Raw genomic sequence first — 16,344 nt, forward strand, 5'->3', positions numbered from 1 at the left:
TCTCAGTCGACGATCGCGTTCAGCGTGGCCGAGGGGCGCATCACTTTCGCTTTCAACTCGACCGACGGGCGATAGTAGCCGCCGATCTCGGCTGCCGGGCCTTGCGCTGCGGCCAACTCGGCCAGGATCGCCTCTTCGCCATCGGCCAGGGCCTTGGCGAGCGGCGCGAACTCGGCGGCCAGATCGGCGTCGTCGGACTGCGCGGCCAGGGCGTCGGCCCAGTAGCGGGCGAACCAGTAGTGGCTGTCGCGGTTGTCGGGCTGGCCGACCTTGCGCTCGGGCGACTTGTTGTGGTCCAGGATGCCCTGGGTGGCGTCCTCGGCGGCGCGGCCCAGCACACCGGCCCTGGCGTTGCCCTTGACGTCGGCCAGGAAGTTCAGGCTTTCGCCCAGAGCGCAGAATTCACCCATCGAGTCCCAGCGCAGGTGGTTCTGTTCGACCAGCTGCTGCACGTGTTTCGGCGCGGAGCCACCGGCACCGGTCTCGAACAACCCGCCGCCATTCATCAGCTTGACGATCGACAGCATCTTGGCCGAGGTGCCCAGCTCCAGGATCGGAAACAGGTCGGTCAGGTAGTCACGCAGCACGTTGCCGGTGATGGCGATGCTGTCCTTGCCCGAGGTGATCGTGGCGAGCGACTGCGCGGTCGCCTCGCGCGGGGCCATGATCTGGAACAGGTCGGCCTTGCCGGCGGCTTCGAGGGCGGGACGCACGTATTTGATCAGCTCGGCGTCATGGGCGCGGTTTGCGTCCAGCCAGAAGATCGCTTCCGACCCGGTCAGGCGCTGACGGTCCAGGGCCAATTCGATCCAGTTCTCGATCGGGGCCTTCTTGACGGTGCAGGCGCGCCAGATGTCACCGGCTTCCACGTCGTGGCTGTGCAGGGTTTCGCCATTGGCCAGAACCACGCGGATGGTGCCATCGGCAGGGGCTTCGAAGGTGGTCGGGTGCGAGCCGTATTCTTCAGCCTTCTGGGCCATCAGGCCGACGTTGGCAACGGCTCCGGCGGTGGTCACGTCCAGCGCGCCGTTGGCCTTGAAGAAGTTGATGGTCTCGTCATAGACGGTGGCATAGCAGCGGTCGGGGATCACGCAGTTGGTGTCACCCTTGGCGCCGGTTTCATCCCAGCCCTTGCCGCCCGCGCGGATCACGGCGGGCATCGAGGCGTCGATGATCACGTCCGAGGGCACGTGCAGGTTGGTGATGCCCTTGTCGCTGTCGACCATGTACATCGACGGACGTTCGGCGGTCACGGCCTCGATCGCGGCCATGATCTCGGCATTGCCCGACACGCGGTCCAGCAGGTCGCCCATGCCCGAGTTCGGGTTCACACCCAGCGCGTCCATCTCGGCGCCGAACTGCTCGAACACCGGCGCCAGCCAGGCTTTGACGGCATGGCCGAAGATGATCGGGTCCGAGACCTTCATCATCGTGGCTTTCATGTGCAGCGAGAACATGGTGCCGTCGGCCTTGGTGTCTTCGATCGCCTCGGCCAGGAACGCGCCCAGCGCCTTGGCGGACATGAAGGTGGCGTCGGCGACGGTGCCCTCTTCCAGCGGCCAGCCGTCCTTCAGAACGGTGACAGTGCCGTCCTTGGCGACGAATTCAATCTTGGCGTCACCGGCCTGCGCGGCGGTGATGGTGGCCGAGACTTCGTTGGCATAGAAGTCGTTGCCCGGCATGGACGAGACCTTGGTCTTGCTGTCGCCGGTCCAGGCGCCCATCGAATGCGGGTTGTTCTGGGCGTAGTTCTTCACGGCGCGGGCGGAGCGGCGGTCCGAGTTGCCTTCGCGCAGCACCGGGTTCACGGCCGAGCCCTTGATGCCGTCATATTTGGCCCGCACGGCTTTCTCTTCGTCGCCCGAGGGTTCTTCCGGGTAATCCGGCAGCGCATAGCCCTGCGCCTGAAGTTCTTCGATCGCGGCAACCAGCTGCGGCACCGAGGCCGAGATGTTCGGCAGCTTGATGACGTTCGCGCCGGGGGTCTTCACCAGCTCGCCAAGCGCGGCCAGGTCGTCCGACTGGCGCTGCTCTTCGGTCAGGTACTCGGGAAAGGTCGAGATGATTCGGCCAGCCAGCGAGATGTCCGGCGTGCCCACCGTGATACCCGCCGCCGAGACGAACTTGCGGATGATCGGCAGGAAGGAAGCGGAGGCCAGCTCGGGCGCTTCGTCTACAATTGTATACAAAATATCCGGTTTTGAGAGATCAGCCATTTTCCTTACCCTTTTTTCGAAGTGCTGGAGGCAGTGTTGTCTGGCGCGGATGCGCGGGAAAATCCCACGCTGTCCCGCGCAGGTGTTCGCGCACCGTGTAGCCCAAGCGGGAGAGAAATTCAATCAACCGGTTGCGCAAACGTCGCATTCCCCCCGCCCTGCGACGATTTCATGCAGGGGCGGTCACGCCTCGGGCCTCGGCAAAACTGACCAGCCGCCGGCGCTCGGGATCCCACAGGGCCAGCGTCAGGCCGCGCAGGCTTTCGCCCATGGTGATCTTGTTTACCGGCTCCAGCTCCGGGTGGTCGCGCACGACTTCCGGCAACCGATAACAGGGAATGCGCGCATAGAGGTGGTGCACGTGGTGGATCGGAAAGTTCGCGGTGAACCAGCGCATCCAGCCGGGCAGGACAAGCTGTGACGACCCGTGCAGCGCGGCCTCGTGCACCTGCCAGTCCTCGGCAAAATCGAACTGCGCCCCGTGCCATTGGTGCTGGCAGTAGAAAATCCAGACCCCCGCCGTGGCGCCGACCAATGTCGAGGGGACAAAGATCCAGAGCACAGGCTCCCAGCCCCGGGCCCAGACCATACCCCCCAGGATCACCGCCAGCACCGCGTTGTTCAGCAGGCAGCTCACCCAGTAGCGACGATGTGCCATCAGCCCCACCGGAATGCGGTAGAGCACATAGAACAGGAGCGCAGGCGAGATGCCCAGAATGAAAACCGGGTTGCGATAGATGCGATAGGCCAGCCGCCCCCAGGGGCCAAGCGCGCGGTATCGCCCCACCGTCAATACGATCAGATCCCCCATGAAGTCGCCATCCAGATTGCCCGCGTTCTCGTGATGGGTGGCGTGCATCTTGCGCCAGGTCGTATAGGGCGACAGGGTCAGCACACCCAACACCCGCCCGACCCGGTCGTTCACACGCCTGTCCCTGAACAGGGCCGCATGGCCGCAGTCATGTTGCAGCGCAAAGAGCCGCATCAGGAACAGGCCCAGCACCGCCGCAATTGCCAGGGTCACGCCGCGCGGCCCGTCGAGCGAGGTCCAGGCCAGCGTCCAGAGCGCCAGGAACGGCCCCAATGTCACCGCCAGCTCACGCCAGGAGCGCGCTTCGTCCGGGTCGCGATACTGCGCCAGAACCTTCACCCAGTCGCGCGCCCGCGCGGGTGCGCCTTGCATATGCCCGTCCATGATTGCCTCCTGTATCGAACGCAACCAATAGGCCAGCAAATGGAAGGGTATGCAACCTAAAGTAGCTCCGCCGCGCGGAGACGGCCCGGTTCGTGGCCCCGGGCAGATCGACGCGAAAGATATGTTCCGATATGGATATGGCGGATGTTATGAGGCATATTCGCGATACGGTCGTGGCTGTTACGGGGCCCAGACCGCGATAGCCCAATTCTCTGGCCACTGGCGGACAAGACATGCCCTTTACGCGATTGATCCGGCGCCTGCGGCGTCAGCCCGAACCCGTGGAATTCACCGCCCCCCTGTTGCCAGAGGAGCCCTTCTTTGCCATTGGCGATATCCACGGCTGCGACCGGGCCCTCGCCAGCCTTCTGGACGGGATCGACGCGCATGACGCAGGCGGCCAAAGCAAGATCGTGTTCGTCGGGGATTACGTGGATCGGGGAGAGGACAGCGCCTCGGTTCTGAACCGCGTGTTCCGGATGAGCCAGCAGAGCCCGGATCGGGTCATCTGCCTTGGTGGCAACCACGAGGCGATGTTGCTGTCCTTCCTGCAAGATCCCGAAGGCAGAGGCGCGAGATGGCTCCAACACGGCGGGGTGCAAACCCTGGCCAGTTACCGGATACCGGGCGTCGCGCCGCGACTGACACCGGACCAGCTCCGCGAGGCGCGGGACCGGTTTCGCGATGCGCTTGGCGCCGAGATGATCTCATGGCTGCGTAAGCGTCCGTTGGCCTGGTCCAGCGGCAATGTCACCGTCGTGCACGCCGCGGCGGACCCGGCGAAATCGATTGCGGATCAGGAGGACCGCACCCTGCTGTGGGGACACCCCGCCTTCGCAAGCCAACCCAGAACCGACGCCACCTGGATCGTTCACGGACATACGATCGAACCAGAGGTCAAAGTCAGGGGCGGGCGGATCAGCGTCGATACCGGCGCCTTCGCCACCGGCCGCCTGTCGGCTGCGCTGATCACGCAGAACAAGGTGCTGTCACTGCCTGATGGGCGCGAGCTGCCGATCCGCCAGGAAACCTGGCGCACAGACCCTGGGGGCAAGCAAACCGGTTCCGGCAACAAAAACTGAAACAGGCAGTCGGGTTGGGTCGGATCGGGACGTTGGCACCCGCACCGGCCAACTCATGAGGCCGATTCCGCAAACAATAACAACGGGCATCGCTTTCCTCGCACCTGCCCGAAATCTGTTCCGAGGGTCGGATGGCGCGCAAGCCTTTGGAAAGATTGGCGCACCCGATAGGATTCGAACCTATGGCCTCTGCCTTCGGAGGGCAGCGCTCTATCCAGCTGAGCTACGGGTGCCTGAGGGCGGGATATAGGGGAAAGCCCCCTGCCCCGCAACATGAAATCCGCACGCGGGCCGGGGTTTTCAAAGCACGAGGATCGGCAGGGCAAGGCCCAGCAGGCCGCCCCCCAGCGCGGTCAGGCTCTGCATCGATGTCATGCCCAGCATGCGCCCCGACAGGGCCGCGGCGGTGCTGCCGGCGAAAAGTGCGATCAGGAAGGACCCGGTCACGAAGTTCAGCAGCCCCAGGGTTACGGCCAGAAAGATCGCGCCGGTCAATCCGCCATGCAGAAGCCGTGCCCCCATCAGGCGCGCGCCGAAAGCGGCGAGGATCAGGGCGACGCCAAGGGCAATCGGCACGATGTTCAGGATGATCAGTTCGGACATGGGGGTCTCGTTCGGCAGGAGGAAGAAAACAGAAAGGGCCACCCATGGGCGGCCCTTTCGAATACCTGTCCAGAAAACTCTCTGGCGCGGATCAGCGCTTCGAGAACTGGAACGAACGGCGGGCCTTGCGCTTACCGTATTTCTTACGTTCCACGACACGCGAGTCACGGGTCAGGAAGCCTGCGGCTTTCAGCGGCGCGCGCAGGGCGGGTTCGTAAAGCTGCAGGGCCTTCGAGATGCCGTGCTTGACCGCACCGGCCTGGCCGGTCAAGCCACCGCCCTTGACGGTCGCGACGACGTCGAATTCGCCTTCGACACCGGCCACCTGGAACGGCTGGCGCAGGATCAGCTGCAGCACCGGACGGGCAAAGTACTTGTCCTGGTCCTTGCCGTTCACGATCACCTTGCCGGAGCCCGGCTTGATCCAGACGCGGGCAACCGCGTCCTTCCGCTTGCCGGTGGCATAGGCGCGGCCCAGCTCGTCACGGACGGGTTCACGGGGCGCGGCCACTTCGACCACGGCTTCGGTGCCTTCAGCAACCGCGTTCAGCTCTTCGAGCGATTTGATCTCTTCGGTCATGCTCAGCCCTCACGCGCGTTTTTCGGGTTCATGGATTTGACGTCCAGCACTTCGGGCTGCTGGGCTTCATGCGGATGCTCGGAACCGGCGTAGACGCGCAGGTTGCGCAGCTGTTCGCGGCTCAGCGGGCCGCCGGGCAGCATGCGCTGAACGGCTTTCGCCACCAGGCGCTCCGGGTGCTTGCCTTCAAGGATCTGGCCCGCGGTGCGCGACTTGATGCCGCCCGGGTATCCGGTGTGCCAGTAGTGCACCTTGTCGGTGCGCTTCTTGCCGGTCAGCTGGATCTTGTCGGCGTTGATGATGATGACGTTGTCACCCATGTCCATGTGGGGGGTGAAGGTCGCTTTGTGCTTGCCGCGCAGACGCGTGGCAACGATCGAGGCAAGACGGCCCAGAACAACGCCTTCGGCGTCGATCAGGATCCATTTCTTGTCGATATCTGCAGGGGTTGCAGAGAAGGTTTTCATGGTGTCAGCCCTTGATGGGTTTTCGGATGGGGTGTTTCTAGTGATTTGCGCGGGCCAGTCAACAGCGGACTTTCGGTTTTAACTCAACTAAAACAACGACGTATAATTAAGGTATTATTTTACCCCACTAATTTGGCACCGATTCCGCCGCAAACCGACCAAAGATGGCGCGCCTGGTCAAACCGTCATCTCTTCGACCGGATTGTCCAGCAGCGCGCGCAGCTTCACCAGCGCGGCCTCGTAACAGCCCTGCGCCACCTGCCCGTTCACCGCCAGGCGCACCGCGTGGGGCGCGCGGCCGTCACGCAGCGCGAACCCTTCCGAGCTTTTCAGGATCACCCCGCGATCCTGCGCGGCGCGCACGAAACTGGAGCTGCGCCAGCCGTAGGGCAGACGCAGCCACAGAAAGGGCACGTCCTCAGACCAGGACAGGTCATAGGCGCCAAGGTGGTTGACCGCGAGGCGCACCCGATGGGCGTATTTTGCCTGCACCGCGGCACGAATGCCCGGCAGGCGCGGGTCGGTCAGCACCCGCGCGCCGAGGTCGGCCAGCGGGCGGGCAATGCCGAAGTGGCTGAAGGCCGCCGCGCGGGCCAGCGCCTTGGCGCCCCCTTCGGGCGCGGCCACGTAGCCCAGGCGCAGGGCGGGCGTCAGCACCTTGGAAAAAGACGACAGGTACCAGCCCAGCTCCGGCAGGATGGCGCGATACCCTTCCTCCTCCAACTGGCGCAGGGTATAGCAATCGTCATCCACCACGTGGATTCCGTGGCGCCGGGCCACTTCGGCGATCTCCAGCCGCCGCCGGGCCGAGGTGCGGCGCAGGGTCGGGTTGTTCACATCCGCCGAGGTCAGCAGCATCCGCGCGCCATGATCGCGCGCGGCCGCTTCGATCTGGTCCGGCAGAGGCCCCTCGTCGTCGGTGTCGATCCCGATCACCCTTGCGCGGGTCAGTTCGGCGGCGCGACGAAAGCCCGGATAGGCCAGCCGTTCGACCAGCACCACCGGGTCCGGCCCGCCGAGCACCGCCTGCATGATCGAAACCAGCCCGTTCTGCCCGCCATGGGTGATTACCATGTCCTCGGGCGCGATCGGCCCCAGGGCCTCCTGGCTGAGCCGCGCCGCGAGCGCCTCGCGCAGAGGCAGGTCATGACAGCGCAAGGGGTAGGACATGAGGTGATCCAGCGGCATGTCCTCCGCCTGTTTGCGCATCAGCTCGCGCAAAAGCGCCACCTGCCCCCCATCCGGCAGGCTCGGGCTGCGCAGCGAGACGATTTCGGGCCAGTCCTCGGCCACCGGCGCGGCGTGGCTGGCGACGAAAGTGCCGCGCCCGACCTCGGCTGTCAGAACGCCCTCGTCGGTCAGGATGGAATAGGCCCGTGCCACGGTGCCGGGGGTCACGCCGACCTTGAAGGCCAGGTCACGTACCGGGGGCAGTTTGGCGCCTTCGCCCAGGTGCCCGTCGCGGATGGCGCCGCGGATCCCTTCGGCGAGGGCCTTGTATTTTGCCCGCCCCGCCCCGGCGAGCGTTGGGGGCCACATTGTATCCATTACAATCTTTTCCTAGCCATACAATCAGCCGCTTTGTACCAGCATACGTATACAGTGTTACAAATTGTGTCAATACAATGTGAGGTCGCCATGGCACATACCGCCCAACACCAGATCAACATCCTTGCGCAGGCCCCCGTCCTGCCGGTGACGGCCCGCGCGGCCCTGTGGCTCGCGGTATTGATGACCCGCTGGACTGCGACCCGACACAGCCGCAAACACCTGGCAAAGCTGGACAATCATCTGCTGTGCGACATCGGGCTTTCGCCTGACCAGGCACGGCGCGAAAGCTCTCTTCCGTTCTGGCGCTAAGCGGCTGACGGGGCCCGCCCCGTCACCGCGCACGTTCCCCGTACTGCCAGAACCACTCAAGGCCCGGGTTCGCCCGGGCCCTTTTTTTGCGCTTTTTTGCCCCTGCGGCAATTCGGGGGTTGATCGAATCCCCGGCCGGGCTTAACTGCCCCTCACTTTCGGACCCGATCCCAACCCCACGAGCCATCTGGGGGGGCGCTAAGGGACCGACTGGAACGAACTGCTGGTAACGAAGGGGAGCGCCATGAAAGACGCGGACCTCTTCCAACTGGGGATCGGTCTGGAGACAGGCGCCCACGAGGAAGGCTCACACGGCCCGATTGCGGCCAATTCAAATCTTGCGCACGAGCTGCTGGACGAAGACCGTCACGACCATTTCATTCGTCGCGACGGCAAGGTCTTTGCGGGCACGCATCTGATCATCGAGGTGATGGACGGCCACGGGCTGGATGACGAAGAGCGCATCCAGCAGGCCTTCCGCGACTGCGTGGAGGACTGCGGCGCGACGCTTCTGCACATCCACACCCACAAGTTCAGCCCCCAGGGCGTGAGCGGCGTGGCGGTGCTGTCGGAAAGCCACATTTCGGTGCACACCTGGCCGGAAATCGGTTATGGCGCCTTTGACGTCTTCATGTGTGGCGACGCCCAGCCCTGGCGGGCGGTCGATGTGCTGAAAGCAGCCTTCCTGACCGAGAACGTGCGCGTGAAGGAGCTCCTGCGCGGCGACGGTATCGTTTCGGATGAGGCGGCGGCATGAGCGAGGAGTGGATCACCGAGCGCCTGCACGACCACTACGCCCAGGCCCTGCGCGTGGACGAGATGCTCTATGACAGCAAGACCGGGCACCAGCGCCTGAAAGTGTTCCAGAACGGCACCTTCGGCCGCATCCTGACCCTGGACGACGTGGTACAGACCACCGAGGGCGACAACTTCATCTATCACGAGATGCTGACCCATGTGCCGATCCTGGCCCATGGTGCAGCCAAGCGCGTGCTGATCGTGGGCGGTGGCGACGGCGGCATGGCCCGCGCCGCGCTGGATCATACGAGCGTGGAACATGTCACCATGGTCGAGATCGACGCAGGCGTGGTCGAGTTTTCGAAGGAATACCTCCCGATGCTGTCGCGCGGGGCCTTCGACGATCCGCGGCTGGAACTGGTGATCGCCGATGGCGCCGATTTCATGCGCGACACCGATGGCGGCTTTGACGTGATCATCATCGACTCGACCGACCCGATCGGGCCGGGCGAGGTATTGTTCTCCGACCATTTCTATGGCCATGCCAAACGGGCGCTTGCCCCGAACGGCATTCTGGTCACGCAGAACGGTGTGCCCTTCATGCAGGGTGACGAGCTGACGAACACCATGCGCGCCTTCAAGACGCTCTTTGCGGATGCGACCTGCTACCTGGCCACGGTTCCGACCTATGCGGGCGGGCCCATGGCCTTTGGCTGGGGGACCGATGGCGATGCGCGCGAAGTGCCGCTGGACGTGCTGCGCGGACGTTTCGACGCGGCGGAGCTGGACACGGGGTATTACACGCCCGAGGTGCACAAGGGCGCCTTTGCCCTGCCCCCTTACGTGTCGAAGCTGATCCCGTAAGAAACCTGCCCTGCCGCCTCACTCGGGGCGGCAGACCTCTCCCCGCGCGATGACATGCACCCGCGCATGCACTGCCTGAACCGGCCCCATCAGCTCCATCAGCACCACTTTGGCGATGACGCGGATCGGGAAAGCTTCGTCCTGCCTTGTTCGGAATCACCCCCGTTCGGGAGGAATGGAATAGGTCAGCGTGGCCCGGGCAACCGGGGCCTCCTGCCCTTCGGACCGGATCAGCACGTCGCCCACCGCCAGCACCTTGCCCAGCTTGTGCAGCCTGCACTCCGCGATCAGGTCGGCCTGCGCGACCGGTTTGCGCATGAAGTCGATCGAGCAGTTCGTCGTCACCGCCAGCGCCTTCGGGCCGATCATGGCAAGGATCGCCAGATAGACGCAGACATCCGCCAGCGCAAACATGGACGGGCCCGACACGGTGCCGCCCGGACGCAGATGCTTGGTCTGTACCAGTTTACGCACGCGGATTTCCATCGGCCGCACCTCCTCGACCACGAAATCCTTCGCCACCTGCTCGAACTGGGCATCGAGGAAGGCGCCCAGCTCCTCTTTCGACATTTTCACGTCCATGCTTTTCCCTCTCTGCTTTGCTCTCTATCGTGAGCGGGAAATTCGCAGGAGGACAAGATGGCGGACCCGATTCTGAAGCGCGAGGACGCAGCGTCAGTTGCGCGGCTGACCCTGAACAACCCCGGCACGCTGAATGCGCTGTCGGACGAGATGCTGGCCGCCCTGCAGGCTGAGATCGACGCGCTGGCCGGTGACAGCAAGATCCGCGCGGTGGTGATCGCGGGGGCCGGCAAGGCGTTCTGCGCCGGCCATGACCTGAAACAGATGACCGCCGGACGCGCCGCCACGGACAAGGGTCGCGCCTATTTCAAGGACCTGTTCGGCCGCTGCACCCGCGTGATGCTGGGCCTGCAGCGCCTGCCCCAGCCGGTCATCGCCGAAGTGCACGGCATCGCCACCGCCGCCGGGTGCCAGCTGGTCGCCACCTGCGACATGGCCGTGGCCGCCCAGGGCACGCGGTTTGGCGTGAACGGGGTCAATATCGGCCTGTTCTGCTCGACTCCGATGGTGGCGCTGACCCGCAACATCCCGCGCAAACAGGCGTTCGAGATGCTGACCACCGGAGACTTCATCCCGGCCGAGCGGGCCGCGGATCTGGGTCTGGTGAACCACGTCGTCGCGCCCGGGGCCCTGACCGACGAGACCATGGCGCTGGCCGCCAAGGTGGCCTCGAAACTCGGATCTGCCGTCAAGGTCGGCAAATCCGCCTTCTATGACCAGCTTTCGCTGAGCACCGAAGAGGCCTATGCGCAAACCGGTGCGGCCATGGTCGAGAACATGTTGTTTCGCGATACCGAGGAAGGCATCCAGGCCTTCATCGAGAAACGCGAACCGGACTGGGCGCAGAGCTGACGCGAGCCCTCTGAGACCACGGGCCCGCATTTGCGGCATTTTTGTATACCATCGCATACAAGTCTTTCCCTCCAGCCCCGATTGCGCTAAAGAGAGCGCAATTGTGACCAGCCGGAGGGCTCTCCCGTGACAAAGATCAAAGTCGACAATCCCATCGTCGAAATGGACGGCGATGAAATGACCCGCATCATGTGGGACTTCATCAAGAAAAAGCTGATCCTACCCTACCTGGATCTGGATCTGCTCTATTACGATCTGGGCATCGAGGAGCGCGACCGGACCGAGGACCAGATCACCATCGACGCGGCCGAAAAGACCAAGGAAATCGGCGTCGCGGTGAAATGCGCCACCATCACCCCGGACGAAGCCCGGGTCGAGGAGTTCGGTCTCAAGAAAATGTGGCGCAGCCCCAATGGCACGATCCGCAACATCCTGGGCGGGGTTGTTTTCCGCGCGCCGATCATCTGCAAGAACGTTCCGCGTCTTGTGCCCGGCTGGACGTCGCCCATCGTCGTGGGCCGCCATGCATTCGGCGACCAGTACAAGGCCACCGACTTTACCTTCCCCGGCGCCGGCAAGCTGACGATGAAATTCGTCGGCGAAGACGGCACCGTGATCGAACGCGAGGTCTATGACGCGCCGTCGGCAGGTGTCTACCAGGCGATGTACAACCTCGACAGCTCGATCATCGATTTCGCCCGCGCCTCGTTGAACTATGGGTTGAACCTGGGTTGGCCGGTGTATCTGTCGACCAAGAACACCATCCTCAAGGCCTATGACGGGCGTTTCAAGGACCTGTTCCAGCAGGTTTACGAGGAAGAGTTCGCCGACAAGTTCAAGAAAGCCGGCATCTGGTACGAACACCGGCTGATCGACGACATGGTCGCCTGTGCGATGAAGTGGAACGGCAAGTTTGTCTGGGCCTGCAAGAACTACGACGGCGACGTACAATCCGACACCGTGGCGCAGGGGTTCGGCTCGCTGGGGCTGATGACCTCGCAGCTGATGACACCGGACGGAAAGATCGTCGAGGCCGAAGCCGCCCATGGCACCGTGACCCGCCACTATCGCCAGCATCAGAAGGGCGAGGCGACCTCGACCAACTCGATCGCCTCGATCTACGCCTGGACCGGCGCGCTGAAACACCGTGCCAAGCTGGACGAAAACGTGGCCCTGCGCGCCTTTGCCGAAACGCTGGAGCGCGTGATCGTCGAGACCGTGGAATCAGGCTTCATGACCAAGGATCTGGCCCTGCTGGTCGGCCCTGATCAGGGCTGGCTGACCACCATGGGGTTCCTCGACAAGATTGACGAGAACCTGAACAAGGCGCTGATCGGCTGACCAGTGCGCGCGGGCGGCCCTTGCCGCCCGCGCATTCGTGCGCAGATGCCTCATGGACATTCCCCCCCGCCTGCGGCAAGGGATGCGCCATGGCGATGCTCACCGACACCCCCGACCCGACCCCGCGTCACAGCCCTCTGGACGACGCGCTGGGGCTCTTTTCCGGCTGCGTTATGATGGCGCTCAGCGTGCACCTGCTGCGCGCGGGCGGGCTGATCACCGGGCAGATTGCCGGCCTGTCGCTGGTCGGATCCTATGCCGCCGGGGTCGATTTCGGCCTGGTCTTTTTCGTGCTGAACCTGCCCTTCTACGGGCTCGCGGTCCGGCGCATGGGCTGGGTCTTTACCGCCAAGACCTTCGCCGCCGTGGCTCTGGTGTCAGCCCTCAGCTGGCTGATGCCGCTGGTCTTTGCCATCAATACGCTTCACCCCGGGGCGGCCGCCGTCATGGGCGGGGTCATCGGCGGCGCGGGCCTGCTGGCACTGTTTCGCCACGGCGCGACGCTGGGCGGGATAGGCATCCTGGGGATGTACCTGCAGGACAAGGGCGTGATCCGCGCGGGTCAGCTGCAGATGGGGTTTGACGCCTGCGTTTTTGCACTGGCGATGCTGCTGCTTGACTGGAAGGTCGTCGCCTGGTCGCTTCTGGGCGCGGTGGTGTTGAACCTGATCATCACCATGAACCACCGGCGCGACCGCTACATCGCGCGCTGAGCGCCCCCCTCGCCCCTGAAGCGGAGCGGGGTGCCCACAATCCTTGTGTCGCATATGAACCGCGTCCCGGTCGCAAAGGCAATGGACGGCGCGCGCGCCGGGCCCTAGGACGGGGGAAAGGAGCGCGACATGCAGTATCTCATCCTCTTTGCCGCCGTGGTGTTCGAAACCATTGGCACCTCGGCCCTGCAGGCCAGCCAGCAATTCACGCGAGTCGGCCCGTCGGTCGCGGTGGTCGTGGCCTATGTGATCAGCTTCATCCTGCTGGGCTGGGCGCTGAAGTTCATGCCCGTGGGCATCGCCTATGCGATCTGGTCGGGCCTGGGCATCGTGCTGATCGCGGCGATCGGCTACGCGGTCTTCGGCCAGCGGCTGGACCTGCCCGCCGTGCTGGGGCTTGCGCTGATTCTGGCGGGGATCGTGGTCATTAACCTGTTTTCTTCTTCCGCCTCACACTAAGGCGTTTCGAAACGATGCAGCTTCAGTGATTTATCGAAGCGCGTGCGACCTCTCGGTGTTGTGGGCGTGTTGAAACAAACTTGTTTCACAAGTTCATCCTGAAACGCTTTAGGGGCTAGCAATTCGGCCCCAACCACGGTATCCGCGCGCCAACTCTTCTGAAAAGGCGCGTATCATGGACCTTCGCAATATCGCGATCATTGCTCACGTTGACCACGGCAAGACCACGCTGGTGGACGAACTGTTGAAACAATCGGGCGCATTTCGCGAAAACCAGGAAGTGGCCGAACGGGCCATGGATTCGAACGATCTGGAACGCGAGCGTGGCATTACAATCTTTGCCAAGCCCACCAGCGTCGAATGGAAAGGCACGCGGATCAACATCGTCGACACCCCCGGCCACGCCGATTTCGGCGGCGAGGTCGAACGCATCTTGTCGATGGTGGACGGCGTTGTCCTGCTGGTTGACGCCGCCGAAGGCCCGATGCCGCAGACCAAGTTTGTTACCTCGAAGGCGCTGGCCCTGGGGCTGCGCCCCATCGTCGTGCTGAACAAGGTCGACAAGCCCGATGCCGAGCCCGACCGCGCACTGGATGAATGCTTCGACCTGTTTGCCTCGCTGGACGCCAACGAGGACCAGCTGGACTTCCCGCATATGTACGCCTCGGGCCGTAACGGCTGGGCCGACGCGGAACTGGACGGGCCGCGCAAGGACCTGCACGCGCTGTTCAACCTGATCGTGAACCACGTCCCTGCCCCGAAACAACTCGCGCATCAGGGTGAGGACTTCCGCATGCTGGCCACCACCCTGGGTTCGGACCCCTTTGTGGGCCGCATTCTGACCGGCCGCGTGGAATCGGGCACCCTCAAGGTGGGCGCGACCGTGCAGGCCCTCTCGCGCATCGGCCAGAAGATCGAACAGTTCCGCGTGACCAAGATCCAGGCCTTCCGTGGCCTCGCCCAGCAGGACATCGACGAGGCCGTCGCAGGCGATATCGTTTCGATCGCGGGCATGTCGAAAGCCACCGTGGCCGACACGATCTGTGCCCTCGCGGTCGAGGATCCGCTGGACGCCCAGCCGATCGACCCGCCCACCATCACCGTGACCTTCGGCATCAACGACAGCCCGCTGGCTGGCCGTGACGGCAAGAAAGTGCAGTCGCGCGTCATTCGTGACCGCCTGATGAAAGAGGCAGAGTCGAATGTCGCCATCAAGATCGAGGACACCCCGGGCGGCGAGGCCTTCGAGGTTTCGGGCCGGGGCGAATTGCAGATGGGCGTGCTGATCGAGAACATGCGCCGCGAGGGGTTCGAACTGTCGATCTCGCGCCCGCAGGTGATCATGCGCGAGGAAGACGGCGTGACCATGGAGCCGGTCGAGGAAGCCACCATCGACGTGGATGACGAATACTCCGGCGCCGTGATCGAGAAACTGACCGGTGCGCGCAAGGGCGAGCTGGTCGAGATGCGCCCGGCCGGCGCCGGCAAGACCCGCATCATTGCCCATGTGCCCTCGCGCGGGCTGATCGGCTACCACGGTGAATTCCTGACCGACACCCGTGGCACCGGCGTGTTGAACCGCGTATTCCACGGCTGGACCGCGCACAAGGGCGCCATCCCGGGCCGCCGCGCAGGTGTTCTGATCTCGATGGAGAACGGGACTTCGGTGGCCTATGCCCTGTGGAACCTGGAAGATCGTGGCAAGATGTTCATCGGCGCGCAGGTCGATGTCTATACCGGTATGATCATCGGCGAACATTCGCGCGAAAACGACCTTGAGGTGAACCCGCTGAAGGGCAAGAAACTGACCAACGTGCGCGCCAGCGGCACCGATGAAGCGGTGCGCCTGACCACACCCGTCACCCTGTCGCTGGAAGAGGCCATCGCCTATATCAACGACGACGAACTGGTCGAGGTGACGCCCGGTTCGATCCGGCTGCGCAAACGCTACCTGGACCCGCATGAGCGCAAACGCCACGCCAAGGCGAACCAGTAAGCGCTTGTTCCAGAACGACGAAAGGCCCCCGGATGGGGGCCTTTTTGTTTGCGCGCGAAGGCAACGGGTCGCTGTGCAGGGTGCTTATTCGCTGGTCTCGACGATCAGCAATTCCCGTTCGGAAGCCCCCCGCGCATGGCTCAGCGCCTCTTGGTATTCCGGGCTGTGGTAACAGGCCTCGGCCGCCTCGACGCTGTCGAATTTGGCCACCACATTGCGCGGGCGGTCGCGGCCCTCCAGCTGGACATAGCGCCCGGCGCGGGCGATGAAATGCCCGCCGTGCTTGGCAATCGCGGGGCCGGCCAGCTTGGCGTATTTGCCATAAGCCTCTTCATCGGTGACGGTGACATGGGCAATCCAGAGCGCGGGCATGGTCTCTCCTGTGCAAAAAGGGCGCGGAACCCCCCGAGGGTACGCGCCCTGTCATAGTTTCTTCAAGCGATATTTGACCGGATGGTCAGCCCGCGATCACCGCTTCGGCAGCAGCAATGGCCGCTTCGGAGTTCGACGCGTCCTTGCCCCCGCCCTGCGCCATGTCCGGACGGCCACCGCCCCCCTTACCGCCCAGCTCGGCCACGGCCGCGCGCACCAGGTCCACCGCGGATAGATCGCCCTTGAGATCCTCGGTTACGCCAGCAGCCACTGCCGCTTTGCCGTCCACATCCGCGATCAGCAGCACCGCACCGGAGCCCATCTGCGCCTTCAGCTCATCCACTAGTGGAGGCAGGTCACGACCCGACACACCGGACAGAACCTGTGCCTTGAAGGATACGCCATTGATCTGCTTGGCAGGTTC

18 protein-coding genes and 1 tRNA gene are annotated in these 16,344 nt (G+C 64.1%); 9 read left to right on the forward strand and 10 right to left on the reverse strand.

Annotated features, from left to right (window positions below; translation table 11 throughout):
- Positions 1 to 2: 2 nt before the first annotated feature.
- Positions 3 to 2,216, reverse strand: a complete 2,214-nt coding sequence (locus tag Q1V43_RS11300) for an NADP-dependent isocitrate dehydrogenase (protein ID WP_300517859.1) — start codon at positions 2,214 to 2,216, stop codon at positions 3 to 5.
- Between the two features lie 169 nt (positions 2,217 to 2,385).
- Positions 2,386 to 3,411, reverse strand: a complete 1,026-nt coding sequence (locus Q1V43_RS11305) for a fatty acid desaturase (protein WP_300517860.1) — start codon at positions 3,409 to 3,411, stop codon at positions 2,386 to 2,388.
- Between the two features lie 248 nt (positions 3,412 to 3,659).
- Here Q1V43_RS11305 and Q1V43_RS11310 point away from each other — a divergent pair, with 248 nt between their 5' ends.
- Positions 3,660 to 4,493, forward strand: a complete 834-nt coding sequence (locus tag Q1V43_RS11310; RefSeq protein ID WP_300517864.1) for a metallophosphoesterase family protein — start codon at positions 3,660 to 3,662, stop codon at positions 4,491 to 4,493.
- A gap of 156 nt (positions 4,494 to 4,649) precedes the next feature.
- On the opposite strand, the gene Q1V43_RS11315 is transcribed toward Q1V43_RS11310, so the two are convergent.
- The 5 genes from Q1V43_RS11315 to Q1V43_RS11335 form a co-directional block, all read right to left on the reverse strand.
- A tRNA-Arg gene (locus Q1V43_RS11315) sits at positions 4,650 to 4,726 on the reverse strand.
- Between the two features lie 67 nt (positions 4,727 to 4,793).
- On the reverse strand, positions 4,794 to 5,096 hold the full coding sequence (locus tag Q1V43_RS11320; RefSeq protein ID WP_300517867.1) for a hypothetical protein: 303 nt from the start codon (positions 5,094 to 5,096) through the stop codon (positions 4,794 to 4,796).
- Between the two features lie 91 nt (positions 5,097 to 5,187).
- Positions 5,188 to 5,676, reverse strand: a complete 489-nt coding sequence (gene rpsI, locus Q1V43_RS11325) for a 30S ribosomal protein S9 (protein ID WP_300517870.1) — start codon at positions 5,674 to 5,676, stop codon at positions 5,188 to 5,190.
- A 2-nt stretch (positions 5,677 to 5,678) separates the two neighbouring features.
- Entirely contained in the window at positions 5,679 to 6,143 is a 465-nt protein-coding gene (gene rplM, locus Q1V43_RS11330) for a 50S ribosomal protein L13 (RefSeq protein ID WP_300517872.1), read from the reverse strand.
- A gap of 177 nt (positions 6,144 to 6,320) precedes the next feature.
- On the reverse strand, positions 6,321 to 7,691 hold the full coding sequence (locus Q1V43_RS11335) for a PLP-dependent aminotransferase family protein (RefSeq protein WP_300517874.1): 1,371 nt from the start codon (positions 7,689 to 7,691) through the stop codon (positions 6,321 to 6,323).
- Positions 7,692 to 7,781: 90 nt separating this feature from the next.
- Between Q1V43_RS11335 and Q1V43_RS11340 the strand changes: the two genes are divergently transcribed.
- The 3 genes from Q1V43_RS11340 to speE all read left to right on the forward strand — a co-directional run bounded on the left by Q1V43_RS11340 (position 7,782) and on the right by speE (position 9,605).
- Positions 7,782 to 8,003: a DUF1127 domain-containing protein gene (locus tag Q1V43_RS11340; protein ID WP_300517876.1), complete on the forward strand. Its 222-nt coding sequence runs from the start codon at positions 7,782 to 7,784 to the stop codon at positions 8,001 to 8,003.
- 244 nt (positions 8,004 to 8,247) lie between these two features.
- Positions 8,248 to 8,760: an adenosylmethionine decarboxylase gene (gene speD / locus Q1V43_RS11345; RefSeq protein WP_300517878.1), complete on the forward strand. Its 513-nt coding sequence runs from the start codon at positions 8,248 to 8,250 to the stop codon at positions 8,758 to 8,760.
- Positions 8,757 to 9,605: a polyamine aminopropyltransferase gene (gene speE / locus Q1V43_RS11350; protein WP_300517880.1), complete on the forward strand. Its 849-nt coding sequence runs from the start codon at positions 8,757 to 8,759 to the stop codon at positions 9,603 to 9,605. Before speD ends, speE begins: the two co-directional genes overlap by 4 nt.
- Before the next feature lie 156 nt (positions 9,606 to 9,761).
- Here the strand turns inward: speE and Q1V43_RS11355 are convergent, their stop codons facing one another.
- The gene (locus Q1V43_RS11355; RefSeq protein ID WP_300517881.1) at positions 9,762 to 10,187 is read right to left on the reverse strand and encodes a PaaI family thioesterase; all 426 of its coding nucleotides are present in this window, start codon (positions 10,185 to 10,187) and stop codon (positions 9,762 to 9,764) included.
- Positions 10,188 to 10,244: 57 nt separating this feature from the next.
- On the opposite strand from Q1V43_RS11355, the gene Q1V43_RS11360 reads away from it, so the two are divergent.
- The 5 genes from Q1V43_RS11360 to typA all read left to right on the forward strand — a co-directional run bounded on the left by Q1V43_RS11360 (position 10,245) and on the right by typA (position 15,548).
- Entirely contained in the window at positions 10,245 to 11,039 is a 795-nt protein-coding gene (locus tag Q1V43_RS11360) for an enoyl-CoA hydratase (RefSeq protein ID WP_300517882.1), read from the forward strand.
- 126 nt (positions 11,040 to 11,165) lie between these two features.
- A complete protein-coding gene (locus tag Q1V43_RS11365) occupies positions 11,166 to 12,380 on the forward strand; it encodes an NADP-dependent isocitrate dehydrogenase (RefSeq protein ID WP_300517883.1) in 1,215 nt (404 codons plus the stop codon).
- An 89-nt stretch (positions 12,381 to 12,469) separates the two neighbouring features.
- Positions 12,470 to 13,093 (forward strand): YitT family protein, encoded by a 624-nt coding sequence (locus Q1V43_RS11370; RefSeq protein ID WP_300517884.1) that lies wholly within the window; start codon positions 12,470 to 12,472, stop codon positions 13,091 to 13,093.
- A 129-nt stretch (positions 13,094 to 13,222) separates the two neighbouring features.
- Positions 13,223 to 13,552 carry an SMR family transporter gene (locus Q1V43_RS11375; RefSeq protein WP_300517885.1) on the forward strand — a complete coding sequence of 110 codons (330 nt, stop codon included), beginning with the start codon at positions 13,223 to 13,225 and terminating at the stop codon, positions 13,550 to 13,552.
- 175 nt (positions 13,553 to 13,727) lie between these two features.
- The gene (gene typA / locus Q1V43_RS11380) at positions 13,728 to 15,548 is read left to right on the forward strand and encodes a translational GTPase TypA (protein WP_300517886.1); all 1,821 of its coding nucleotides are present in this window, start codon (positions 13,728 to 13,730) and stop codon (positions 15,546 to 15,548) included.
- A gap of 84 nt (positions 15,549 to 15,632) precedes the next feature.
- Here typA and Q1V43_RS11385 read toward each other — a convergent pair whose 3' ends face one another.
- Positions 15,633 to 15,920 (reverse strand): DUF1330 domain-containing protein, encoded by a 288-nt coding sequence (locus Q1V43_RS11385; protein ID WP_300517887.1) that lies wholly within the window; start codon positions 15,918 to 15,920, stop codon positions 15,633 to 15,635.
- Positions 15,921 to 16,005: 85 nt separating this feature from the next.
- Positions 16,006 to 16,344, reverse strand: a 339-nt coding sequence (locus Q1V43_RS11390) for a DHHA1 domain-containing protein (protein WP_300517888.1), incomplete at its 5' end; no start/stop codon positions are given.

Origin of the sequence: Aliiroseovarius sp., from assembly GCF_030148435.1 — a bacterium.
Lineage (GTDB): Bacteria > Pseudomonadota > Alphaproteobacteria > Rhodobacterales > Rhodobacteraceae > JASBTN01.